General features: G+C 64.8%; 26 protein-coding genes. All 26 read left to right on the plus strand.

Annotated elements, in window-relative coordinates; all coding sequences use genetic code 11:
* A partial coding sequence (locus AC1D00_RS01490) for a flagellar motor switch protein FliG (protein ID WP_477009416.1) occupies nt 1-690 on the plus strand: 690 nt, incomplete at its 5' end.
* A 13-nt stretch (nt 691-703) separates the two neighbouring features.
* Nucleotides 704-1,789: a flagellar biosynthesis protein FlhB gene (flhB, locus tag AC1D00_RS01495; RefSeq protein WP_135175748.1), complete on the plus strand. Its 1,086-nt coding sequence runs from the start codon at nt 704-706 to the stop codon at nt 1,787-1,789.
* 65 nt (nt 1,790-1,854) lie between these two features.
* Nucleotides 1,855-2,256: a flagellar basal body rod protein FlgB gene (flgB, locus tag AC1D00_RS01500; RefSeq protein ID WP_135175747.1), complete on the plus strand. Its 402-nt coding sequence runs from the start codon at nt 1,855-1,857 to the stop codon at nt 2,254-2,256.
* A gap of 11 nt (nt 2,257-2,267) precedes the next feature.
* Nucleotides 2,268-2,684, plus strand: coding sequence for a flagellar basal body rod protein FlgC (gene flgC, locus AC1D00_RS01505; RefSeq protein ID WP_027546108.1), 417 nt, complete (start codon nt 2,268-2,270; stop codon nt 2,682-2,684).
* A 2-nt stretch (nt 2,685-2,686) separates the two neighbouring features.
* Nucleotides 2,687-3,016, plus strand: a complete 330-nt coding sequence (gene fliE, locus AC1D00_RS01510; protein WP_404553405.1) for a flagellar hook-basal body complex protein FliE — start codon at nt 2,687-2,689, stop codon at nt 3,014-3,016.
* Nucleotides 3,017-3,033: 17 nt separating this feature from the next.
* Nucleotides 3,034-3,822 (plus strand): flagellar basal-body rod protein FlgG, encoded by a 789-nt coding sequence (flgG, locus tag AC1D00_RS01515; RefSeq protein ID WP_135175745.1) that lies wholly within the window; start codon nt 3,034-3,036, stop codon nt 3,820-3,822.
* 13 nt (nt 3,823-3,835) lie between these two features.
* Nucleotides 3,836-4,312: a flagellar basal body P-ring formation chaperone FlgA gene (gene flgA / locus AC1D00_RS01520; protein WP_167770982.1), complete on the plus strand. Its 477-nt coding sequence runs from the start codon at nt 3,836-3,838 to the stop codon at nt 4,310-4,312.
* Nucleotides 4,309-5,439 carry a flagellar basal body P-ring protein FlgI gene (flgI, locus tag AC1D00_RS01525; RefSeq protein WP_477009417.1) on the plus strand — a complete coding sequence of 377 codons (1,131 nt, stop codon included), beginning with the start codon at nt 4,309-4,311 and terminating at the stop codon, nt 5,437-5,439. The genes flgA and flgI overlap by 4 nt, the downstream gene beginning before the upstream one ends.
* 67 nt (nt 5,440-5,506) lie before the next feature.
* Entirely contained in the window at nt 5,507-6,268 is a 762-nt protein-coding gene (locus tag AC1D00_RS01530) for a MotE family protein (RefSeq protein WP_477009418.1), read from the plus strand.
* Complete coding sequence (flgH, locus tag AC1D00_RS01535) at nt 6,269-6,964, plus strand: flagellar basal body L-ring protein FlgH (protein ID WP_027546113.1); 696 nt, start codon at nt 6,269-6,271, stop codon at nt 6,962-6,964.
* 42 nt (nt 6,965-7,006) lie between these two features.
* Nucleotides 7,007-7,450 carry a flagellar basal body-associated FliL family protein gene (locus AC1D00_RS01540; protein ID WP_135175741.1) on the plus strand — a complete coding sequence of 148 codons (444 nt, stop codon included), beginning with the start codon at nt 7,007-7,009 and terminating at the stop codon, nt 7,448-7,450.
* Nucleotides 7,447-8,187 (plus strand): flagellar type III secretion system pore protein FliP, encoded by a 741-nt coding sequence (gene fliP, locus AC1D00_RS01545; RefSeq protein ID WP_477009419.1) that lies wholly within the window; start codon nt 7,447-7,449, stop codon nt 8,185-8,187. The genes AC1D00_RS01540 and fliP overlap by 4 nt, the downstream gene beginning before the upstream one ends.
* 264 nt (nt 8,188-8,451) lie before the next feature.
* Nucleotides 8,452-9,393, plus strand: coding sequence for a flagellin N-terminal helical domain-containing protein (locus AC1D00_RS01550; RefSeq protein ID WP_135175740.1), 942 nt, complete (start codon nt 8,452-8,454; stop codon nt 9,391-9,393).
* A gap of 276 nt (nt 9,394-9,669) precedes the next feature.
* On the plus strand, nt 9,670-10,617 hold the full coding sequence (locus tag AC1D00_RS01555; protein WP_027546117.1) for a flagellin N-terminal helical domain-containing protein: 948 nt from the start codon (nt 9,670-9,672) through the stop codon (nt 10,615-10,617).
* Nucleotides 10,618-10,921: 304 nt separating this feature from the next.
* Nucleotides 10,922-12,550, plus strand: a complete 1,629-nt coding sequence (gene fliF / locus AC1D00_RS01560) for a flagellar basal-body MS-ring/collar protein FliF (protein WP_477009420.1) — start codon at nt 10,922-10,924, stop codon at nt 12,548-12,550.
* Entirely contained in the window at nt 12,547-13,248 is a 702-nt protein-coding gene (locus AC1D00_RS01565) for a hypothetical protein (protein ID WP_477009421.1), read from the plus strand. Before fliF ends, AC1D00_RS01565 begins: the two co-directional genes overlap by 4 nt.
* Before the next feature lie 6 nt (nt 13,249-13,254).
* A complete protein-coding gene (locus tag AC1D00_RS01570; protein ID WP_477009422.1) occupies nt 13,255-14,580 on the plus strand; it encodes a MotB family protein in 1,326 nt (441 codons plus the stop codon).
* Entirely contained in the window at nt 14,577-15,770 is a 1,194-nt protein-coding gene (locus AC1D00_RS01575) for a chemotaxis protein (protein ID WP_477009423.1), read from the plus strand. The genes AC1D00_RS01570 and AC1D00_RS01575 overlap by 4 nt, the downstream gene beginning before the upstream one ends.
* Complete coding sequence (gene fliK / locus AC1D00_RS01580; protein ID WP_404553414.1) at nt 15,767-17,098, plus strand: flagellar hook-length control protein FliK; 1,332 nt, start codon at nt 15,767-15,769, stop codon at nt 17,096-17,098. Before AC1D00_RS01575 ends, fliK begins: the two co-directional genes overlap by 4 nt.
* On the plus strand, nt 17,049-17,630 hold the full coding sequence (locus AC1D00_RS01585) for a transglycosylase SLT domain-containing protein (protein WP_477009424.1): 582 nt from the start codon (nt 17,049-17,051) through the stop codon (nt 17,628-17,630). The genes fliK and AC1D00_RS01585 overlap by 50 nt, the downstream gene beginning before the upstream one ends.
* A 90-nt stretch (nt 17,631-17,720) precedes the next feature.
* Complete coding sequence (locus AC1D00_RS01590) at nt 17,721-18,953, plus strand: flagellar hook protein FlgE (protein WP_135175733.1); 1,233 nt, start codon at nt 17,721-17,723, stop codon at nt 18,951-18,953.
* A 34-nt stretch (nt 18,954-18,987) separates the two neighbouring features.
* Complete coding sequence (flgK, locus tag AC1D00_RS01595) at nt 18,988-20,466, plus strand: flagellar hook-associated protein FlgK (RefSeq protein ID WP_477009425.1); 1,479 nt, start codon at nt 18,988-18,990, stop codon at nt 20,464-20,466.
* Between the two features lie 3 nt (nt 20,467-20,469).
* A complete protein-coding gene (locus AC1D00_RS01600) occupies nt 20,470-21,516 on the plus strand; it encodes a flagellar hook-associated family protein (protein ID WP_404553419.1) in 1,047 nt (348 codons plus the stop codon).
* 67 nt (nt 21,517-21,583) lie between these two features.
* The gene (gene flaF, locus AC1D00_RS01605) at nt 21,584-21,928 is read left to right on the plus strand and encodes a flagellar biosynthesis regulator FlaF (protein WP_167770978.1); all 345 of its coding nucleotides are present in this window, start codon (nt 21,584-21,586) and stop codon (nt 21,926-21,928) included.
* Nucleotides 21,928-22,338 (plus strand): flagellar biosynthesis repressor FlbT, encoded by a 411-nt coding sequence (gene flbT / locus AC1D00_RS01610; RefSeq protein ID WP_477009426.1) that lies wholly within the window; start codon nt 21,928-21,930, stop codon nt 22,336-22,338. Before flaF ends, flbT begins: the two co-directional genes overlap by 1 nt.
* Before the next feature lie 15 nt (nt 22,339-22,353).
* On the plus strand, nt 22,354-22,651 hold a 298-nt coding region (locus AC1D00_RS01615), incomplete at its 3' end, for a flagellar hook capping FlgD N-terminal domain-containing protein (RefSeq protein ID WP_477009427.1).

Consider the following 22,651-nt stretch of genomic DNA (forward strand, 5'->3'; position numbering starts at 1 on the left):
GTGTGGGACCGCGTCTCGTCGGTGTCGGAAAACTCGCTCGCGAGCTACCTCTCCAAGGAGCATCCGCAGACCGCGGCCCTCATCCTGTCCAAGGTCAAGCCGGCCTGCGCCGCCAAGGTCATGAGTCAGCTTCCCTCGAGCCTGCGCAACGAGCTGATGCGGCGCGTTCTCAGCCTCAAGCCGATCGCCGACGATGCCATGAGGGTCCTCGAGAAGACGCTGCACGAGGATCTGACGCTGAACTTCGCCCGCAACCTCGGTGCGGACACCTATGCCCGCGTCGCCGACATCATCAACAAGATGGAGCGCGGCCACATCGAGGACATGCTGAGGAGCCTGTCGGAGAAGCGGCCGAAGTCGGCCGAAGTGCTGAAGGAGCTGCTGTTCACCTTCGACGACGTGATCCACCTGACGCCGAAGGCGCGCACCATGATCTTCGATCAGGTGCCGACCGATCGCATCGTCGTCGCACTGAAGGGGACCGACAAGAATTTCCGCGAGCTGATCCTGTCCTCGGTCGCATCGCGCGTCCGCCGCGTCGTCGAGCACGAGCTCGCCATCGGCGAGCCGTCGAACCAGCGCGACGTGCTGGAGGCGCGGCGCGTGATCACCGATCTCGCGCTCGACCTCGCGGAGAAGGGCGAAATCGAGCTCAACCCCGAGCAGGAGGATGAGCTGGTCTTCCGCTGACCGCTGAACGGGCATGGCAGAAACATCCGATCAGGAGAGCAAGACAGAAGAGCCGACCGAGAAGAAAGTCCGCGATGCGCTCGAAGAGGGCAAAATCCCGGTCTCTCGGGAGGCTTCCATCTTCGCGTCGATGGCGGCGCTGATGGTGATTCAGATGTTCCTGATCGGTCAGGGCGTGCAGCGATTGACGCCGACCCTGAAGAACCTCCTCGACGATCCCGAGGGCTTCCCGCTCAGCACCGGGGCGGACGCGCAGAACCTCCTCACCGTGGTGGGACTCGAGGCGCTGCGATTCCTGGTGCCGCTGGTGGTCATCCTGCTCGTGTTCGGGCTGGCATCGTCGCTGCTGCAGAACGCGCCCAGCCTGGTGCTCCAGCGCATCATGCCGGACCTTTCGCGAATCTCCCCGATCAGCGGCTGGAACCGGCTGTTCGGAACACAGGGCCTCGTCGAGTTCGCCAAGTCGCTGTTCAAGCTCGCCTCGGTGACCGCCGTCGTCGCCTTCGTGCTGCGCTCGTCCGAAGCAAGGGCGTTTGAGGCGATGTACACCGATCCGGTCGCGCTGCCGGAGATGATTCTCAGCATCGCGATGCGGATCGTCTCGGCGATCTGCATCGCGACCATCGTCCTGGTCGCGATCGATCTCGCCTGGGCGCGCTTCCACTGGCGGCGCCAGCTGCGTATGACCCGGCAGGAAATCAAGGACGAGCACAAGCAGGCCGAAGGCGATCCGCTGATCAAGGCGCGCCTGCGCTCGCTGGCGCGCGACCGCTCGCGACAGCGGATGATCGCCTCCGCATCGCGCGCGACGCTGGTGATCGCAAACCCGACGCACTTTGCGATCGCGCTGCGCTACAACCGCGAGGAAAACCCGGCGCCGCTCGTGGTAGCCAAGGGCATGGACGTGATTGCGCTGAAGATCCGCGAAGTGGCCGAGAAGAACAGGATCCCCGTGATCGAGAACAAGGCGCTGGCGCGCGCGCTCTACGAGGCCGTTCAGGTCGATCAGGTGATTCCGGCCGAATTCTTCCGGCCCGTCGCCGAGATCATCTACTTTCTCCAGTCGAAGCAGACGACGCGGCCCGAGAAGGTCCAGTAGATTTCCGAGGATGGTGCTTCGCCCAACAGCTTGACGAAAGCTTAACGCCCTAGGCTTCTCCTCGAATGGACCAGAATGGGGCTGTCGTGGGACCGCTTTATCTCTTCGAACTCGCATCGTCGCAAGCGCGGTATCTCGAACTCCGCCAGTCGACCATCGCCACCAACGTCGCCAACGCCAATACGCCGGGCTTCAAGGCGCGCGACGTCGAGCCGTTCAACAAGGTGCTCGACGGAATGCCGGTCCGGCTCGCGACGACGTCGCCGACGCACATGCAGCTTTCCCCGGCAGAGACCGACACGCGCGCGACCGCCAAGAAGGACAGCTGGGAAGTGGTCCACTCCGGCAATTCCGTCAGCCTCGAGCAGGAAATGATCAAGGGTAGCGACGTCAACCGTGACTACTCGATGAACTCGGCGGTCGTGCGGTCGTTCCACCGCATGCTGCTGTCGAGCACGAAGACCTGAGGTGAATTGACATGCTGGACTCACTGAGCGCCTCCCTGACGGTCGCGAGCTCGGGGCTCGAAGCGCAGTCGACGCGCATGCGCATCGTCTCGGAAAACCTCGCCAACGCGACCTCGACGGGGCGGACCGCCGGCGCCGATCCGTATCAGCGCAAGACGATCACCTTCGACGCCGCGCTGGACCGTGCCTCGGGTGCGCAGCTCGCGAAAGTCAAGGAGGTCGGCGTCGACACCACGCCGTACCGCGTCGAGTACGATCCGGGGCATCCCGCCGCCGACAAGTCCGGCTACGTCAAGCTGCCGAACGTCAACATGATGATCGAGATGGCCGACATGCGGGAAGTCAACCGGTCCTATGAGGCCAATCTCCAGGTCGTGAAACAGGTGAGGTCGATGCTGGGCATGACCATCGACCTTCTGAGGAGCTGACAATGCTTGAGGCAATTTCGTCCACGGCGATCTCCGCAGGCCAGGCGGCGAGCCGCGCAACCGAGGCGCAGGCGATCTCGCCCGCGGCGCCGACCGCGATCCAGTCCGGCGGCGACGCCGGCTTCGATTCGGTGATGAAGCAGGTGACGACGGACGCGATCGGCACGCTGAAGGCGGGCGAGGCGGCGTCGATCTCGGCGATGCAGGGCAAGGAATCGACGCGGCGCGTCGTCGAGGCGCTGATGTCGGCCGAGCAGGCCTTGCAGACGGCGGTCGCGGTTCGCGACAAGGTCGTGCAGGCCTACCAAGAAGTCGTTCGTATGTCGATTTGATCTGAAGGAGTCACATTGTGAAATCGCTTGCCATTGCGGCCACGGGCATGAATGCCCAGCAGACCAATATCGAAGTCATCGCCAACAACATCGCCAACATCAACTCGACGTCGTACAAGCGGGCGCGGGCGGAATTCACCGATCTGTTCTACCAGATGGACCGCATGCAGGGCGTCGCCAACGTCAACGGTTCGTCGCCGATCCCCGAAGGCTCCAATCTCGGCCTCGGCGTCAAGTCGACGGCGATCCGCAAGCTGCACATTCAGGGCACGCTCACGCAGACCGGCAACCCCTACGACCTCGCGATCAACGGCCGCGGCTGGTTTCAGGTGCTGGGCCCGAACAACGAAGTGCAATACACCCGTGCCGGCGCGTTCAGCCCCAATCCTAACGGCCAGCTCGTCACGACGGACGGCTATCTGCTGGATCCCGCGATCACGATCCCGCAGGGCACTGTTCAGGTCACGGTGAACCAGACCGGGCAGGTGTTCGCCAAGCTGGACACGGAAGTGAACCCGCGGCAAATCGGTCAGCTCAACCTCGCCAACTTCGCCAACGAGGCGGGCCTCGAGCCGCTGGGCAGCAATCTGTACCGCGAGACGACGGCGTCCGGCACGCCCGTCGTCGGCCTGCCGGGCGATTCCGGTTACGGCAAGATCAACCAGCAATATCTCGAAGCCTCGAACGTCGATCCGGTCAAGGAAATCACCGAGTTGATATCGGCGCAGCGCGCCTACGAAATGAATGCCAAGGTCATCCAGGCCTCGGATGAAATGGCCTCGACCGTATCGAAGGGCCTTCGCTAGTTCCGGTGTGTCCATGTTGAACAGGGTGGGCCTGATCATGCGCGGGTTGGCCGCCGTGCTGCTGGTTCTCGTCTCGGCGCGCGTCGCTGCGGCCGAGGAGAAGCGGCTTCCCGTGCCGGCCGTGTCGATCCGCGCCGGCGAGCTGATCCGGGACGACATGATCACGGAGCGCGCCTTCGCGCCGAACCTGCTCGGCGTCGCCATGTTCATCGAAGGACGACAGGTCCTGGTCGGCCGCATGGCCCGGCGCGCGCTGCTGCCGGGCCAGCCCATCCCGACCAATTCGGTCGAAGACCCCTGGACCGTCGCCCGCGGCGCCATGGTCAAGGTCGTTGTCGAAGACAGCGGCCTGTCGATCGTCACCTACGGCTCGGCGATGCAATCGGGCGCCGCCGGCGCGCTGATTCCGGTGCGAAACACCGACACCGGCGTGATCATCAGGGGCGTGGTCCAGCCGGACGGCACCGTCAAGGTCGTGGACGGATCATGACCAGGCTCCTGCTTGCGCTTGTCCTTATCGCTTCCGCCGCCAGCGCTCAGGCCGCCGTCCGCATCAAGGACATCGCGGACATCAAGGGGCTGCGCGAAAACCAGATCATCGGCTACGGCCTCGTCATCGGTCTGAACGGCACCGGCGACACGCTTCGCAACGCTCCGTTCACGGAGCAGTCCCTGCAATCGATGCTCGAGAACATGGGCATCAATGTCAGGAACGAGACCACGAGCACCACCAATCCCGCGCGTCCGACCACCCTGCGCACGCGCAACGTCGCGGCCGTGATGGTGACCGCGGACCTGCAACCTTCGATCGGGGCGGGTGAGCGGATGGACGTGACGGTGTCGTCGCTCGGCGATGCGACCTCGCTGCTCGGCGGTACGCTGGTGATGACGTCGCTGCGCGCGGCGGACGGTGCGGTCTATGCGGTGGCGCAAGGCGCGGTCACGGTCGCCGGCTACAGCGTGGGAGGTCAGGCGCAGAACGTCAGCCAGGGCACCCCGACCGCGGGCCGCATTCCGAACGGCGCGCTGGTCGAGCGAGAGGTGCAGGGAAGCCTCCATGAGATGGAATTCCTGGTGCTGGAGCTCAAGAACYCGGACTTCGTCACCGCAACGCGCATCCTCGATGCGATCAACCGCTACGCCGGCGGCCGCTATCGCGCGCAGATCGCCTTCGAGCGCGACTACCGCACCATCGTCTTGTCGAAGCCGCGCCATATCGGTCCGGTGCGCTTCCTCGCCGAAATCGGCGAACTAACGGTCGAGCCGGACACGCCGGCGCGGGTGGTGATCAACGAGCGCACCGGCACGGTGGTGATCGGACGGGACGTGCGAATATCGACGGTCGCGGTGACGCACGGCAATCTGACGGTCCGCGTCACGGAGATGCCCGTGGTGTCGCAGCCGGCGCCGTTCTCGCGCGGGCAGACCGTGGTCGTTCCGCAGACCGTGGTCGAGGCCAACGAGGCCGGCTCGCAGGTGGCGATCCTGAGCGGTGTCGATCTCCAGCGCCTGGTGCGCGGGCTGAACCAGATCGGCCTCAAGCCATCAGGCATCATCGCGATCCTCCAGGCGATCAAGACGGCCGGCGCGCTCCAGGCCGACGTCATCGTCCAATGATGCATAAGCGTCGGGCAAGCTTGGTCGCCCAATGCTGAGGTCTCGACCGAGAATCGCACGCGGCCCGATGCTGAAGCTGGATCACAAAGCCAAACTCCTCCTCCTGGTCGCGGCCGCGGCGCTCGCGGGCGCCTCGCCCGTGCTGGCGCTGGATGAGGCCAAATCGTCGAAGCCGCTCAACCTGCTCTCCTTCGCGCGCGCCCGCGCGCCCGGACCGCAGAAGCCGCGCGCGCCGGTCGCGGGCGACAACGCGTCCATCCGGGCGACGGCATGGGCGGCCGAAGATACCGGACCGGCGATCACCGGTGCGGTGCCGGCTTCCGAGACGCCTGCACCGGCACCTGCACCCGCGCCCGTACGTCCGGCCAAGCCCGGCAGCGTCACGGCGCCGCCAAAGCCCGCACCGCCGCCGGCCGCTGCGACCGCGGACAACGAGATCGCCCTGTTCTGCAGCAACGTGGCCGATCCCGCCGTCGATGCGAGATTGGCCTGGCAGCTCAAGGAGCTGGAGAAGGCCGAGAACCAGCTCCGCGAGCGCATCGCCGAGGTCGAGGCCAAACGCGCCGAATACGAGAAGTGGATGGCGCTGCGCGACGACTTCCTGAAGAAGGCCGAGGCGCAGGTCGTCGAGATCTATTCGCGCATGAAGCCGGATGCTGCCGCCACCCAGATCGCCGGCATGGCGGACGAGACCGCCGCCGCCGTGCTCGCCAAGCTCAGCCCGAGGAGCTCGAGCGCGATCTTCAACGAGATGGATACGGCGCGCGCCGCGCACCTCGCCGACCTGCTCGGCGGAATGCGCCGCGTGGATGACGGAAAGACGAAGTAGATGAAGAATCTGATCCTCATCCTGCCGCTCTTGATGCTTGCCGGATGCGTCGGTGATCCGGCGGAAGTCCTGACCGGTCCGCGATTGTCGCCGGTCGGCAGCGGCCTGCGGAGCCAGGCCGACCCGATCCCGGTGACGCCCCGCGTGCGTACGCCGGTCAGCTATCGCTCGACCTGGGACGACGGCACCGATCTCTATCGCGATCCCCGTGCCCGGCGCACCGGCGACGTCGTGACGGTGATCATCTCGATGCAGGACAAGGCCAAGCTCGACAACAAGACCGACCGCTCGCGCGATTCGCAGATCAAGTTCGGGCTCGACTGGCTGATGGACGTCGCCGGATGGGCCGACAAGGGCCAGGCCACCGCCAACCTCAGCACCAACACCCAAGTCAAGGGCAACGGCCAGATCGATCGCACCGAGGACATCAAGCTGTCCATCGCCGCGATCGTCACCGACGTGTTGCCGAACGGCAATATGATGATCAGCGGCTCGCAGGAGTTCCGCGTCAACACCGAGATGCGCGTGCTCAATGTCGGCGGCATCGTGCGTCCGCGCGACATCTCGCGAACCAACACGATCTCCTACGAGAAGATCGCGGAGGCGCGCGTATCCTATGGTGGTCGCGGAAATCTGTCGGACGTGCAGCAGCCTGGATGGGGACATCGGATCTATGACGCCGTGGCACCGTTCTGAGGTTCGCGCCGGCCGGGCCGCGTCGCGAGGGCAGGGGACCTGATGCGCCTGATTGCCGCCATTTTGGCGCTGACCCTGGTCGCGATCGGTGCCGGTGCCCTTGCCGGCCTGCATCTGTTTGCGGCCGCCGAGCGCGTCGCCGACGCGAAGAAGAGCGCCACGCCGCCGCCGCTTGCGTCGAGCTACGCCGGCAGCGCGCGGCTTCGAAAACTGTCCCCGATCGTGACCAATCTCGGCGCGCCGGCCAACAACTGGGCCCGTGTCGAGGCCTCCATGGTGACCGAGAGCATGAGCGACGAGGACGCCGGCATCCTGGCCGCCCATATCAGCGAGGACATCGTCACCTATCTGCGGTCGGCCTCGGTCACGCAGTTCGAGGGATCGCGCGGGCTCCAGCATCTGCGCGACGACCTCGCCGAACGCGCCAATGTCCGCTCTTCGGGCAAGGTGCGCGAATTGATCATTGAGACGTTGGTGATTCAGTGAAATTGAGAGTCCTGCTGCTCGCGTTGATTCTGGTGGTGCTGCCCGAGATGGCATTCGCCCAGATTCCGGACCTCAACTCGCTGCTGCCGCCCGGAAACGGCTCGACCAGCGGCCGCATCATCCAGCTGATGGCGCTGATCACTGTGCTGTCGGTGGCGCCGGGACTGCTCATCATGGTGACGAGCTTCACGCGGTTTGCGGTCGCGCTCTCGTTCCTGCGCTCCGGCCTCGGCCTCCAGACCACGCCGGCCAATCTGGTTCTGGTCAGCCTCGCGCTATTCATGACGTTCTACGTGATGGCACCGACCTTCGACCGCGCCTGGGAGACCGGCGTCCAGCCGCTCATGAAGAACGAGATCTCGGAGGAAGAGGCTTATCTGAAGATCACCGATCCGTTCCGCGAGTTCATGCTGGCGCATGTCCGCGACAAGGATCTCCAGACCTTCGAGGCGCTCGCCGCGGAGAGCTTCCGCAAGAAGTTCGACGACAAGCGCATCGATTTGCGCGTCATCATTCCGGCCTTCATGATCTCCGAGCTCAGGCGCTCGTTCGAGATCGGATTCCTCATCATGCTGCCGTTCCTCGTCATCGACATGATCGTGGCGACGCTGACTATGTCGATGGGCATGATGATGCTGCCGCCGACGATTATCGCATTGCCGTTCAAGATGCTGTTCTTCGTGCTGATCGACGGCTGGAACCTGCTGGCCTCCGGACTGGTGCGGTCGTTCTCGTAGCAGCGGCGATCGCCGGCCGGCCGGTTATGGTTAGCGAGAAGTACCCGCTTATGGTTAGCGGCGGGTAATGTTAACCATATGATTTCACAGCGGAATTCAAGCCAACCTTAATCTGGCGGCAAGACTTCGCGTGCTAGCAATGCGTCACGGCGGGTTGGACCCCACCCACATCAGTCCAAAGGCATGATGCCGCCCCTCCGTACCGGTGCAAGCCCGGTATGTCCCCTCGTGAAAATGTAACGCGTACATAAAGGGACATTCGCAATGTCAAGCCTGCTTACGAACTCGACCGCCATGACCGCGCTCCAGACCCTCCGGTCTGTCAGCTCGCAGCTCTCCACCACGCAGAACCGCATCTCGACCGGCCAGCGCGTCTCGACCGCTTCGGACAACGCCGCCTACTGGTCGATCGCGACGTCGATGCGCTCCGACAACGCCGCGCTCGCTGCGGTCTCCGACTCGCTCGGTCTGTCGGCCGCGACCGTCGACACCGAATACACCGCTCTGACCACGGCTATCGGCGATAGCACCTCCGGTCTGACCAAGCTCCAGGCGCTGCTGGTCGAAGCCAAGACCGCCGGTGTTGATCGCACCAAGATCCAGGCTGACATAACCCAGATCCAGCAGCAGCTGAAGTCCACAGCCGGTGCGGCGACCTTCAACGGCATCAACTGGCTGAGCATCGACACCTCGAGCTCGTCCACGGCCACGCCGACGAGCTTCAACCTCGTGTCGTCGTACTCGCGCGTCGGCGGTACGCCCACCATCGGCTCCATCACCGTGACGACCGCCAACTACGCGCTCTATACCACCGGCGGCGCAACCAAGACCGGCATCCTGGACACGGTGACCGGCACCGGCTCGACCGCTGCGTCGGTCGACACGATCGCCATCGGCGCGCTGACCGACTCGGCGGCTGACCAGACCACGCTCGATGGCTACATCAAGCAGGTCACCACTGCGATCAACTCGGTGGCATCGGCCGCCGCCAATCTCGGTGCCGTCAAGAACCGCCTCTCGACCAACACGGAATTCGTCCAGTCCCTGATGGACTCCGTGGACCGCGGTATCGGCCAGCTCGTCGACGCCGACATGAACAAGGAGTCCACCCGCCTTGCGGCCCTCCAGGTCCAGCAGCAGCTCGGTGTGCAGGCGCTCTCGATCGCCAACAACAGCAGCCAGAGCATCCTGTCGCTGTTCCGCTAAACCTCAACTCGTCTGGGGGAGGGCCGCGCTTCTCGCGAAGCGCGGCCCTTTTTTGTCTGGCGTGACGCTGCGTCCACGCCATGATCCTGCCCCGCTGTTGCAGCGGGGTCACAGAGCCACAAGCCTCGCACAAGCTTCGGCGGGTAACCTCTCCGCTACGACAGGTTGGGCCCTTCACCGCATTTCCGCGGCCCAAAGGCATGACGCCGCCCTGTCGTACCGGTGCAAGCCCGGTATGTCCCCCAAACACAATTCAATCTTCAAAGGGACATCAAAATGGGTTCTAGTCTGCTCACCAACTCGTCTGCAATGACCGCGCTGCAGACCCTCCGCAACGTCAGCTCGCAGCTCGCGACCACGCAGAACCGGATCTCGACCGGCCAGCGTGTCTCGACCGCTTCGGACAACGCTGCCTACTGGTCGATCGCGACGTCGATGCGTTCCGACAACGCCGCGCTCTCCGCCATCTCCGACTCGCTCGGTCTGTCGTCCGCGACCGTCGACACCGAATATACCGCTCTGACCTCGGTTATCGGCGACAAGACCGGCGGTCTGACCAAGCTTCAGGCGCTGCTGGTCGAAGCCAAGACCGCCGGCATCGACCGCACCAAGATCCAGGCTGACATCACCCAGATCCAGCAGGACATGAAGCTCAAGGCCAACTCGGCGACCTTCAACGGCATCAACTGGCTGAGCATCAACACCTCGACCGGTTCCTCGGCCACGCCGACGAGCTTCAACCTCGTGTCGTCGTACTCGCGTGTCGGCGGTACGCCCACCATCGGCTCCATCACCGTGACGACCGCCAGCTACGCGCTCTACACCACCGGCGGCGCAACCCAGACCGGCATCCTGGATACGGTGACCGGCAACAGCACGACCGGTTTCGCGTCGGTCGACAACATGAGCATCAGTGCGCTGACCGACTCGGCGGCGAACCAGGCCACGCTCGATGCCTACATTGCGCAGGTCACCACTGCGATCAACACGGTGGCATCGGCCGCCGCCAATCTCGGTGCCGTCAAGAACCGCCTCGCGACCAACACGGAATTCGTCAAGACCCTGATGGACTCCGTCGACCGCGGTGTCGGCCAGCTCGTCGACGCCGATATGAACGCGGAATCGACGCGCCTGCAGGCGCTACAAACCCAGCAGCAGCTCGGCGTTCAGGCGCTCTCGATCGCCAACGCGAACAGCCAGAGCATCCTGTCGCTGTTCCGCTAAGCCGCGGCTTCGAAATCGGCCGTGCTCCCAAGGGAGCACGGTCTCCGCCATGACGGCGGATATGACGGCACAAGATGTGCCCGCAATCGATCTCCTGACGCCAGATTTCAAGCAACACGCCGCAGCCGATCGCGCCGCGATGCGTCCGGCCGTGCACCTGTTGCCGATCCGCGCGATAGCGTCCCCCGACTTCTTGTAAAATTACAACGCCTCGCCCGCGAACCGACACATTCGTGTTCCTGCGCAACCTTCAGACAAGGTTGGCAGCGGAGTGTCCCATATGTTCGCATTGGTACGAGGTCACATGCTGTTCAGTCGTGCGCAGATACAGCAACTGCTCAACAATCTGCTGGAGCTTGGGCCGCGACGCCTGATGGCCCTGGGATTGATCGGCTTTGCCGTTCTCGTCACCGTCGTCGGCGGCGCCTATTATCTGAGCCGGCCTGAATTCGAGACACTCTATACCGGCCTTTCCCGCGAAGATGTGACGCGCATGGGCGCTGCCCTGCGCGAGCAGAATATTGCCTTCGACGTCAATACGGCCGGAGACGCCGTCTCGGTGCGCCCGAGCCAGACCATGCAGGCGCGGATGCTGCTCGCCGAGAAGGGGCTGCCGACCAGCGCCAATTCCGGCTACGAGCTGTTCGACAAGATCGGCTCGCTCGGCCTGACCTCGTTCATGCAGGAAGTCACGAAACTGCGCGCCCTCGAAGGCGAGATCGCGCGCACGGTCCAGCTGATGAAGGGCGTGAAGGCGGCGCGGGTGCATATCGTGATGCCGGTGCGCGGCTCGTTCCGCGCGACGCAACAGCCGCCCTCGGCGTCGGTCGTGCTACGCACTGACGGCGCGATCGAGGCGCGCACGGCGCAGTCGATCCGCCATCTCGTCGCGGCCGCCATCCCCGGCATGAGCCGCGACAAGGTGACGGTGCTGGATGCCGACGGCTCGATGCTGCTGGCCGAAGAGGACGAGGCCACCGCTGCGCCGACCAAGATGGCGAGCCTCCAGAAGACGGTCGGCGGGATGGTGCAGGAGAACATCCGCAAGGCGCTGACGCCGTATCTGGGTCTCGACAATTTCGAGGTGAGCGTCGCGCCGCAGCTCTCCACCGACAAGCGGCAGACCAACGAGACCGTCTACGATCCGGAGAGCCGCGCCGAGCGTTCCGTGCGGAACGTGCGCGAAAAGGAGTCGTCGCAGAACGCGGACCGCTCGACGCCGACCACGGTGCAGCAGAACCTTCCCGATCAGCAGGTGAACGGCGGCGGCAGCAAGAACTCCAGCGAGGACAAGACCCGCCGCGAGGACGTCACCAATTTCGAGGTGTCGTCCAAGACCACCACGACGGTAAGCGACGGCTATCTGGTCAAGAAGCTCTTCATCGCCGTGCTGATCAACCGCGCGCGCCTCGTCGCCGATCTCGGCGACAAGAGCAACCAGGCCATCGTCGACAGCAAGCTCGCCGAGATCAGCCAGCTCGCGGCGACCGCCGGCGGACTGGACAAGCAGCGCGGCGACCAGATCCAGGTCACGGCCGTCGACTTCATCGAAGGCTCGCGCGAACTGGCGCCGGTGCCGCCGATCAGCTTCGTCGAGATGATCAACAAGCAGCTCGGCAGTGTCATCAACGCGGTGACGATCCTGGCCGTGGCGTCGATGCTGGTCTGGTTCGGCCTTCGCCCCGCGGTCAACGGCATCCTGACCCACCGCGCGGCGCAGGCGCAGACCGAGGCGGCGGAGGCCGCTGAGCTTGAAGCTGCCACAGCCCTTGCATTGGCCGAGAGTCAGGACCCCGAGCTCAACCTCGTCGAGGACCTCGAAGGCAAGATGCAGCGCACGCCGCAGAAGCGGCTGGAGCAGATCGTCCGGCTTGATCAGGCCCAGGCAGCAGCGATCCTTAAAGACTGGATGCGACGCGAGGAGGCGGCATGAACGCGGCAATCGGAAAACTCCTGACGCAGTTCGACGCGAACGGCCGGGTCAAGTCACCGCCGCCGCCTCCGCCGCCCAAGATCCAGGACGTGCTGACCAGGCCGAAGGAGGTCCGGCGCGAGCCGCAACCTCAACCGCAGCCTCAGGCTCATTCGCAGCCGCAGTTTCAATCGCCGCCTCCGGCGCCCGCGACGGAAGCCCCGCCGGCCAATCTCCTGGACGATGCCTACCGGCGCGGCCATGCCGCCGGCGTTGCGGAAGGCGATGCCAGGGTTGCCGAGGAACGCGTGCGCAGCGCGATCCGGCTCGGCGAGGAGCGGGCCAAATGGTCCGACCAGCAGGCGGTCACGATCGTGAGCGGCTTCGAGGCGGCTTGCCGCGAGATCGAGACCAACATTGCGAGCTCCGTTGCCCGAATATTGCTTCCGTTCCTCGCCGATGCGGTCCGCGACAAGGCGATCGGGTCGCTGGTCGAGCAAATCGCGGCGCTGACCGGCAACTCGCCGGTGCCGGTGTTCAAGATCACCGGCCCGAGCGAACTGCTTGACCTGGTGAAGACGCAGCTCGAGACGGCCCGGCGAACGGGCATCGAGTACGAGGCCGCCGAGACTTTCGAGGTTCGCGTCGTCGCCGACCAGACCGTGATCGAGACGAAGATCGCGGCCTGGAGCGAGCGCCTGAACGAGGCACGCCGGTAGCCCGCCATGGAGGAGGTCAAGCAAGAGCTCGTGATCGTCCGCCGGCGCAGCGCGTTCGCCGAGGAGGCGCATCACGGTGGCGTATGGAAGATCGCCTATGCGGACTTCATGACCGCGATGATGGCGTTCTTCCTGGTCATGTGGCTGCTCAACGCGCTCAACCAGGACCAGAAGCAGGTGGTCGCGAGCTATTTCAATCCGATCAAGCTCGCGGAGAACGCACCCGCCCCGAAGGGCCTCAAGGATCTCTCCAAAAAGGAACCGACCTCGTTCGAGGGCCAGGACGGCAAGCGTCAGCCGGCCGGGCCGAACGAAGAACGTCGCGGAGACTCGCCGACGGCGGAGAAGCCTGCCTCCTTCGAAGAGAAGGTTCTGTTCCGCGATCCCTATGCGACGCTTGCCGAGATCGCCAATAGCGCGAACCAGGCCTCGGGCCAGCGCCGCGCCGGCGCGCTGACGTCCGCGGAAGAGGATGGCCTCAAGGGCGGCGACGCCTACCGCGATCCCTTTGATCCCGGCTATTGGAAACTGGCGCCGCAGGCGTCGAAGGATTCGGATCGCTTCATCGACAGCGAGCCCAAGCCGAATGCGTCCGCGCGCGACAACGCGGCCGGGACGGGCCAGGGCGAGCCGCAGGCGCGCCGTGCCAAGGCGGATGATGCCGGTGGAAGTGTGGCGCCGAACGCCGATGCGTCGTCCGCAAGCCTGTCGCCCCTGCTGCCGCCCGGACCCGCGCCGTCGCAGTCTTCGCGCGAAGGCAGCGCGCAGGCGAACGCGCAGCCGGGTGCTCAGGCCAGTGCCGCTGCGCAAGGGCGCCCCGGCGATACGTCGAAGGATTCCGAACCGCGCGACGCCGCGCAAACGCAGCAGCCGACCGTCAAGCAGCTTCAGTCCGCGATCGCGGATGCGCTGTCGGACATCAAGGCGGGCGCGGGACCGGCGGCCGAGGTGCGTCAGGTCGAGGAAGGTCTGCTGGTCAGCCTGACCGACGATGCGAGCTTCGGCATGTTCGCGGTCGGCTCGGCCGAACCGCGGCCCGAGCTCATCCGCGTGATCGACAAGATCGGGCCGCTGCTGATGAAACGCCAGGGCATGATCATCGTCCGCGGCCACACTGACAATCGGCCGTACAAGTCGGAAACCTACGACAATTGGCGGCTGTCGACGGCACGTGCGCAGATGGCCTATTACATGCTGGTCCGCTCCGGCGTCGATGCGCAGCGGATCGAGCATGTCGAAGGCTACGCCGACCGGCGGCCGAAACTTCCGAACGACCCGGCGGCTGCGCAAAATCGCCGGATCGAGATCCTGATCCGGGAGAAGCGCCCTTGATCAGGCCGCTCCTCCGTGCCGCCCTGCTGGTGCTGCTGCCGTTCGCGGCGGCACGCGCGCTTGCCGATCCGGCGCCGGCTCCGGCGTCGACATCGGGTGAACCCTATGAGCTCGTGCRCGCATTGCAGGCCGTGCAGGACGGCATCGCCAACGGCGACACCGCGGCGCATGGCGGCCACATCGCGCTGATCCGGCAGATCGGCGAGAAATTTCTCGCCGCCGATGCGAGCGTGTGGAGCAACCCGCAGAACAGCCAGGCCGTCGTCATCTACCTGCTCAGCGGCGGCGCTCCGCAACTGGTCCGCAAGCTGCCGCGCGACAAGATGAACGTCGACGGACGGCTGTTCGACGGCGCGCTCGCCTATGTCGAGGGCCGGCAAGAGGAAGCGCGCGAGCTGCTCAAGGACGTCAAGCCCAGGACGATTCCGTCGGGTCTGGGCGGACAGGTCGCGCTGGTCCAGGGCGCGCTGTTTGCCCGCACCGAGGCCTCGCTCGCGATCGAGCGTCTGGACGACGCGCGCCTGCTCCTGCCCGGCACGCTGGTGGAGGAGGCGGCGCTGCGGCGCGAGATCCTGCTGGTCGGGCAGGCCGAGGATTTCGACAAGTTCGAGTTCCTGACGCTGGCCTATATCCGCCACTACCGCAACTCGGTCTATGCCGGCGATTTCTGGCAGCGCTTCTCCACCGGCCTGACGCAATCGAGCCTCGCTCTCGACGAGCGCCGCTTTGCGCGGATCGTCACCATGCTGGAGCAGATCGATCGCAGTAGCCGCCTCAAGCTTTATCTCGTGATCGCGCGCAGTGCGATGGTGCGTGGACGGATGGCCGTGACCCGGCTTGCCGGCGAGCGGGCGCTGACGCTCAGCGCCGACGCCTCGGCGGAGCGCGAGCGTGCGCATTTCTTCCGTGGCGCCTCGCGGGTGCTCACCGACGAATATGACGGCGGTCTCGCCGAGCTGAAGGCGCTCGACCGGTCGAAGCTGCCCGAGCGCGACGTTCCCCTGCTGAATGCAACGGTCCAGCTCGCGCTCGATGTTCGCAAACCGTTCGCGGGCGGATCTGCCGCCACCGCCGACAAGCCTCCGGTCACGCCGGCGCGTCTCGACCTCGCCTCATCGACCGCGGCTCTCGCGCGTGCGCGGAAGGAGCTCGGCGAACTCGAACTTCTCACCAGGGATCGCCGCCCATGACCAAGCTCAGCGGAACCGCCGGACATTTTTCGGGGCTCGCCGAGAGCCTCAATATGCGCGGGACGTCGCGCGCGGCGAAGAGCGCCGGGGCAAAATCGCATGCGGATTCGTCGTTCAACGATCTGCTCCACACCGTCTCGAACCTGGCCAAGCGGGCGCTCAAAGACGAAGGCGGCGATACGACCGTGAAGGCCGGAACGCTGCGCACGCACCTCGCGCATCCGGCCGGAAAGGACGAGGCGGTAAACGAACGCACCGAGGCGGCCGACGACGCCAAGTCCAGTCACAAGTCGTCCGACCAGGACACCGACGAGTCGTCGGAGACGCAAGGTCCGGTCGACCAGGCCGCGAAGGCGGACGTTTCGAGCCGGCCGAGCATTCCCGCGATCGTCGGACAGGAGCTCGCCGCCGTGCCGGCCGTGAAGCTGCAGGTGCCGTCACCGGCTGGGGACAGGAAGGACGCGCCCGCGCGCGACGAGCGCTCCTCCACGACGAAGGGCGAGGTTCAGGCGACGGGCATGGCGAAGGTCGCCATCGCCGATTCCGCGCCGCCCCCTGCCGGTCCGACAGGCGCGCGCTCACAGGCCGCGGCTTCGCAGGTGGCGGCCGCCGCGCCGCAGGGCAACGAGAGTTCGTCAAAAGCAATGCCCGCGACGCCGGGCTTCGAGGCCGTCACGGCCAATGTCGAACGCGCCGTCAAGGCTTCGACCCGGGACGCTTTGCCCGAGGCGACCAAGGTCACCGTGGTCCAGCAGGAGACCCATCTGCCCCCGGCGCAGTTCAACGCGCCGCAACAGGTCGCCAACGCGGTGGTTACCGAGCTGAAGGAATCCTCGGCGCCGGCGGCGTCCGCAGCCCCCGATCTCGCGACGTCCCAGACCAATGCGCCGGACCAGCCGCTCAAGATCCTGACCGTCAGCCTCGAACCGCCGTCGCTCGGCAATGTCACCGTGCGCCTCCGCCTCGTCGGCTCGGAGGTCTCCATCCATCTCGCGGCCGAACGCAAGGACACGAGCCAGATGCTGGACCAGCAGCGCGACTCGATCCGCGAGCTGATGCAGTCGGCCGGCTATGTCGCCGACGTCGCGCCCGTGCAGCACGGCTCGCTGGACGGATTCCAGAGCGGCTCCGGCCAGTCGCAGCCGCAGTTCTCGGGCCAGCAACAGCCCTCGTCACAGTCGCAAGGCACGTTCGACGGCGCCGGCACGTCGTCGGGACAATCGGACGGCGATGCGAGACAGGCCCGGCAGGAGCGCCAGTCCAACCAGGAGACGCGTCATGACCAGGACGTGGCGCCGCAGATTCGTCGCGGCCCTGTTTATCTGTAACGCCGGCGCCGCCGAGGCGGCCGCCGACGGCGCGCGCCCCTGCGAGCGCGAGATGGCGCGTGCGTCCCAGCAGCACGGGATTCCGCTCGGCATTCTCTATGCGGTCGGCCTCACCGAGACCGGACGGCGCGGTTCGCTCCACCCTTACGCGCTCGGCGCCGACGGCCAGACCGTGTTCGCCAAGGACATGAACGACGCGATCGCGAATTTCGAGGCGATGCGCAGCAAGGGCATCAAGCTGATCGACCTCGGCTGCATGCAGATCAACCACTATTATCACGGCGACAAGTTCGCTTCGGTGCGTGCGATGTTCGACCCCGCGAAGAACGTCGACTACGCCGCACGCTTCCTGAAGGAACTGAAGCAGCGCGAGGGAAGCTGGACCATGGCGGTCGCCCGATACAACGCAGGCCCGAACAACCAGCCGGCGCAGAAGCGCTATGTCTGTCACATCGTGGCTCACCTCGTCTCGAGCGGCTTCGGCGCGTGGACCGACAAGGCGCGATCCTTCTGTCAGCCGAAGACAACCTGACAACAGGAAGTTGTGCATGGTTCCCGATCATCAGCCCCGCGCAAGCAAGAACCCTCATTGTAACTGCAACCTACCAAAGGAGCCCAATCCATGAGCCTGTATGGTGTTATGCGCACCGGCGTTTCCGGCATGTCTGCGCAGTCCAACAAGCTGTCGACGGTCTCGGACAACATCGCGAACGTCAACACGACCGGTTACAAGCGGGCTTCCACCGAATTCTCCTCGCTGATCCTGAAGAGCGGATCGGGCAATTACGATTCCGGCGCCGTCGAGACGACCGTTCGCTACGCCATCAGCGACCAGGGACATACGCAGTTCACCACGTCGACCACGGACCTCCGCGTCCAGGGCAACGGCTTCTTCGTGGTGTCGAACGCCAACAATACGCAGCAGTTTCTGACGCGAGCCGGCTCGTTCGTGCCGGACGCCCAGGGCAATCTGGTCAACGCGGCCGGCTTCTACCTTCTGGGACAGCCCGGCCTCGTGACCAATTTCTCGCAGAACAGCCTCTCGGGAATGCAGATCGTGAACGTCGCGCAGGTCTCGCAGGTGCCCGTGCCGTCGACGGCGGGAACGCTCACGACCGGCAATCTGGATCCGAAGGCGGCTGTCATTGCCGGCCCGCCGGGTCCGGCGTCATATTCATCGAAAAGCTCGATCGTGGCCTACAACAATATCGGCCAGGCCGTTACGCTCGACGTGTATATGTCCCACACCGCGACGGCTGCCGGCTCGGACACCTGGCAGGTGCAGCTCTACAACTCCGCGACCGGTGCCTCACTCGCTGCCGCAACCACCTTCACCTTCGATACCACGGCGGTCGGAAAAGGTGCGCTGGCCGCCGCGAGCCCGACGGGTCTCACCGTAACCGTCCCCGGCGGCGCGGCGCTCACCATGAACCTGTCGAACATGACGCAGGTCGGCACCGACTTCAGCTTCAAGGCCACCGTCAACGGCAGCGTCCCCTCGGCCATCGACAAGGTCAATGTCGACGACGCGGGTCACGTGACAGCCACCCTCAAGAACGGGCAGCAGCTGACGCTCTCTACGATCATGCTCGCCGACGTCGCGAGCCCGGACAATCTGACGCCGGAGCCGGGCAACGTCTATTCGACCAACATGAATTCAGGCAATGCGCAGGTCGCGAATGCCGGCACCGGCGGGCTCGGTACGGTCCAGTCCAGCGCCCTGGAAGATTCCAACGTCGATCTCGCGGACGAACTCACCGGGATGATCGAGGCGCAGCGCGGCTTCACTGCGAACTCGAAAACGTTCCAGACCGGCTCCGACCTTCTGGACGTCGTCGTCAACCTGAAGCGCTGAATCCTCAAGCGCTCATCCTGGGCCAGAGCAAATCATGTCCCTTACCGCCGCTCTCGACTCCGCCCGCGCTTCGCTCATGGCGTCGGGTATCCAGTCCTCGACCATCTCGCGCAACATTGCCGGTGCCAGCGCAGCCGGCTATTCGCGCAAGATTGCCGTGCTGGACAACCTCCCCGGGGCCGGCGTCTATGTGGCGGCGATCCAGCGCGCCGCCAGCTCGGGTCTCTACAACAACGTCTTGGTCGCGACCTCGTCGTCGGCCAAGCAGAACGCGATCTATGACGGGCTCCAGAAGATCGCATCTGCCACGGTGGACGATACGGAGCTCGACCAGTCGCCGACGGCGCAGCTCAATGCGCTGAAGAAGGCGCTGCAGCAGTATGCCAACGCCCCGGACAACACCACGCTGGCGCAGGCGGCGGTCACGTCCGCCAAGGACATGGCGACCGCGCTCAATCAGGCGACCCAGACCGTGCAGTCGGTTCGTGAGGGCGCGGATGCCGACATGAAAACGTCGGTTCAAAACATCAATCAGCTGCTCACCCAGTTCCAGACCGTGAACACCGAGATCATGAAGGGCACGGTCTCCGGCGACGACATCACCGACTATCTCGATCAGCGCGACAACATTGTCTCGCAGCTGTCGCAGGAACTCGGCGTCACCATGTCGCTCCGACCTAACGGCGACGCGGCGCTCTACACCGACAGCGGCGTCGTGCTGTTCGACAAGTCGGCGCGAACGGTGAGCTTCACCGCGACCAACGTCTATACGCCCGGCACCACGGGCAACGCGGTCTATATCGACGGTGTGCCGGTGACCGGCGCCAATTCCGTGATGCCGCTGAAGTCGGGCAAGCTCGCGGGCCTCGCCCAGTTGCGCGACAATGATACGGTCACATACCAGAGCCAGCTCGACGAAGTCGCGCGCGGTTTGATCAATGCGTTCAAGGAAAGCGACCAGTCACCCGTCCCGACCCTGGCCGACAGGCCCGGCCTGTTCACATATCCCGGCGCGCCGGCGATGCCAGCGAGTGCGACGGTATCGGTCGGTCTCGCCGGCTCGATTACGGTCGCCGCCTCCGTCGATCCGGCCTTGGGCGGCAACCCGAACCTGCTGCGCGACGGCGCGATCAGCGGCAACCCGGCTTATCGATACAACACCGCCGGCAACGCTGGCTACTCGGTCCGGCTACAGCAGCTCATCGGCAACATGGATGCGTCGCAGCCGTTCGATGCAACCACGCAAGGCAAGCCGAGTGGCAGCTTGATCGACTTCGCGTCGTCGTCGACGAGCTGGATCGAAAACCAGCGCAAGACCGCGGACTCCAACGTCAGCTACCAGAAAACGCTGCTCGACCGCAGCACCGCGGCGCTGTCCAACGTCAGCGGCGTCAACATGGACGACGAGATGTCCTTGATGCTTCAGGTCGAGCGCACCTATTCGGCCTCGTCGAAGATCATCTCGACCGTCGACGAAATGTTGCAGAGCCTGCTGGCCGCCGTGGGGAATTAAGCCATGATGAGCGCGAACTACATCTCGACCTTGATGCTGTCTTCGTCGTTGAGGTCCTCGATCACGAACAACCAGGCTGCGCTGAGCAAGGCGTCGAAGGAGGCGACCACCAGCCGTTTCGCCGATGTTGGCCTCGAGCTTGGTGCCACGACCGGAAGCGACCTCACCCTGCGGGCGGACTGGGGCTTCGCCGATCAGCTCGTCGATACCAACGAGCTCGTCTCGGGACGCCTCGACACGACGCAAACCCGGATCACCCAGCTCGGCAAGACCGCAACGGACTTCCTCAAGGATCTGATCGCGGCCCGCAGTACCGACGGCGGCGGGCGGATCATTCTGCCGCCTGCGTCCTCCAACCTCCAGGACCTGATCGGCGCGCTGAACGTCTCGTACAACGGCTCGTATCTTTTCTCGGGCATCAACACGCAGAACACGCCGATCACGACCTACACCGCGGGCTCGGCCAGCAAGAACCAGGTCGACGCCGACTTCCTTGCGGCCTTCGGCTTCTCGCAATCCTCAGCGAGCGTCAGCAGCATTACCGCGACCCAGATGCAGACCTTTCTCAACACCACCTTCGATGCCGAGTTCGCGAGCCCGGCCTGGAACACCAACTGGTCATCGGCCACCGACCAGGTCATGCAAAGCCGTATTTCCACGACCGAGATCGCCGATACGTCCGTTAGCGCCAACCAGATCGGCTTCCGCAGGCTCGCCGAGGCTTACACCATGATGGCGGATCTCGGGAACGCGAAACTGAGCCAAGAGACGTTCCAGGTCGTCGTTGACAAGGCCATCGGCCTCGTTGGTAACGCCATCACGGATCTTGCTACGCTCGGCGGCAGCGTCGGCACGGTCCAGCAGCGCATCACCTCCGCAAACGACAAGCTCAAGGCGCAGCAGGACATTCTCAACAATCAGATCGTCGGTATGGAGAAGGTCGATCCGGCGGAAGCCGCGGTCCGGGTCAACACCTTGCAGACCCAGATCCAGACGGCGCTGGCGCTGACCTCGCAGCTCCAGAAGATCAGCCTCATCAACTATCTCTGAGCCACGTTCATTTGCAAGGTTCGCACCCTTTGTCTTGTTATCCAGTTTCCTGCGCAGAGTGGTACTGATGACGTTTGAAGCCTATGAAGCGGTCGTTGACGAGAGCGGCTATGAGGCCAGAGGCCGCGAGCGACAGGCGCTCAGCCTCGGCATCGACCGGCTCGAGCGGATCCAGAAAGGGCGCTTCAGTTTCGAGGATCTGGTCGAGAGCCTGCTCTATGTGCGCCGGCTGTGGACGATCTTCATCGAGGATCTCGCGCACCCGGAAAACGGACTCCCGGACAAGCTGCGCGCCGACATCATTTCGATCGGCTTGTGGGTCGTCAAGGAGGCGGATCGCCTTCGCGAGGAGAGGTCGGGCGACGTGACGCAGCTCATCGAAATCAACCGCTTGATCCGAGACGCTCTTTAATGAAGATCTCCTTGCGGGCGGGCGAACGGATTTACATCAACGGCGCGGTGCTGCGCGTGGACCGCAAGGTCTCCGTCGAGCTCGTCAACGACGTGATGTTTCTGCTCGAAGGGCAGATCATGCAGGCCTCCGACGCCACCACGGCGATGCGGCAGCTCTATTTCATCGTCCAGCTCATGCTGATGAACCCGACCGATGTCAGCGATGCCGCGGCGCTCTACGGCCAGCACCACGCGGCCCTGGTCGCGGTGTGCGAAAGCCGCGAGATGCTGGAAGGGCTTGTCGCGATCGACGAGCTGGTCGGGGCAACCCGTTACTTCGAAGCGCTCAAGCGGATCCGGGCGCTGTTCCCGGTGGAGCAGGCCATCCTGGCCGGCGTCGCCACCGACATCCCATTCGAGGCTGCCTGACAGCGGAGAGGCTAGATGAACGTTACCAGCGCGACCGACAGCACCAGCAAGTCGTCCAGTTCGACCAGCTCCACGACGTCCACGTCGAGCAACAGCGTCGACTACAATACCTTTCTTCAGCTTCTCGTCGCCGAGATGAAGAACCAGGATCCGACCAATCCGATGGATACCTCGCAATATATGAGCCAGTTCGCCCAGCTCTCGACGGTCGAGCAGGCCATGCAGACCAACACCAAGCTGGATGCGCTGCTGTCTTCGCAATCGCTGTCGCAGGCCGACGGGCTGATCGGAAAAACCGTCAGCTTCACCGACT

The organism is Bradyrhizobium sp. P2_E8 (assembly GCF_056403875.1).

What these genes read in the sequence shown, in the direction of transcription:
- AC1D00_RS01555 (WP_027546117.1), top strand. Translation starts at nt 9,670, where the DNA reads ATGGGTTCTAGTCTGCTCACCAACTCGTCTGCAATGACCGCGCTGCAG.
- AC1D00_RS01600 (WP_404553419.1), top strand. Translation starts at nt 20,470, where the DNA reads ATGATGAGCGCGAACTACATCTCGACCTTGATGCTGTCTTCGTCGTTG.
- flgB (WP_135175747.1), top strand. Translation starts at nt 1,855, where the DNA reads ATGGACCAGAATGGGGCTGTCGTGGGACCGCTTTATCTCTTCGAACTC.
- flgA (WP_167770982.1), top strand. Translation starts at nt 3,836, where the DNA reads ATGTTGAACAGGGTGGGCCTGATCATGCGCGGGTTGGCCGCCGTGCTG.
- fliE (WP_404553405.1), top strand. Translation starts at nt 2,687, where the DNA reads ATGCTTGAGGCAATTTCGTCCACGGCGATCTCCGCAGGCCAGGCGGCG.
- fliF (WP_477009420.1), top strand. Translation starts at nt 10,922, where the DNA reads ATGCTGTTCAGTCGTGCGCAGATACAGCAACTGCTCAACAATCTGCTG.
- AC1D00_RS01570 (WP_477009422.1), top strand. Translation starts at nt 13,255, where the DNA reads ATGGAGGAGGTCAAGCAAGAGCTCGTGATCGTCCGCCGGCGCAGCGCG.
- fliK (WP_404553414.1), top strand. Translation starts at nt 15,767, where the DNA reads ATGACCAAGCTCAGCGGAACCGCCGGACATTTTTCGGGGCTCGCCGAG.
- AC1D00_RS01550 (WP_135175740.1), top strand. Translation starts at nt 8,452, where the DNA reads ATGTCAAGCCTGCTTACGAACTCGACCGCCATGACCGCGCTCCAGACC.
- flaF (WP_167770978.1), top strand. Translation starts at nt 21,584, where the DNA reads ATGACGTTTGAAGCCTATGAAGCGGTCGTTGACGAGAGCGGCTATGAG.
- AC1D00_RS01585 (WP_477009424.1), top strand. Translation starts at nt 17,049, where the DNA reads ATGACCAGGACGTGGCGCCGCAGATTCGTCGCGGCCCTGTTTATCTGT.
- flgK (WP_477009425.1), top strand. Translation starts at nt 18,988, where the DNA reads ATGTCCCTTACCGCCGCTCTCGACTCCGCCCGCGCTTCGCTCATGGCG.
- AC1D00_RS01590 (WP_135175733.1), top strand. Translation starts at nt 17,721, where the DNA reads ATGAGCCTGTATGGTGTTATGCGCACCGGCGTTTCCGGCATGTCTGCG.
- AC1D00_RS01565 (WP_477009421.1), top strand. Translation starts at nt 12,547, where the DNA reads ATGAACGCGGCAATCGGAAAACTCCTGACGCAGTTCGACGCGAACGGC.
- AC1D00_RS01530 (WP_477009418.1), top strand. Translation starts at nt 5,507, where the DNA reads ATGCTGAAGCTGGATCACAAAGCCAAACTCCTCCTCCTGGTCGCGGCC.
- flgC (WP_027546108.1), top strand. Translation starts at nt 2,268, where the DNA reads ATGCTGGACTCACTGAGCGCCTCCCTGACGGTCGCGAGCTCGGGGCTC.
- AC1D00_RS01540 (WP_135175741.1), top strand. Translation starts at nt 7,007, where the DNA reads ATGCGCCTGATTGCCGCCATTTTGGCGCTGACCCTGGTCGCGATCGGT.
- flhB (WP_135175748.1), top strand. Translation starts at nt 704, where the DNA reads ATGGCAGAAACATCCGATCAGGAGAGCAAGACAGAAGAGCCGACCGAG.
- flgH (WP_027546113.1), top strand. Translation starts at nt 6,269, where the DNA reads ATGAAGAATCTGATCCTCATCCTGCCGCTCTTGATGCTTGCCGGATGC.
- flbT (WP_477009426.1), top strand. Translation starts at nt 21,928, where the DNA reads ATGAAGATCTCCTTGCGGGCGGGCGAACGGATTTACATCAACGGCGCG.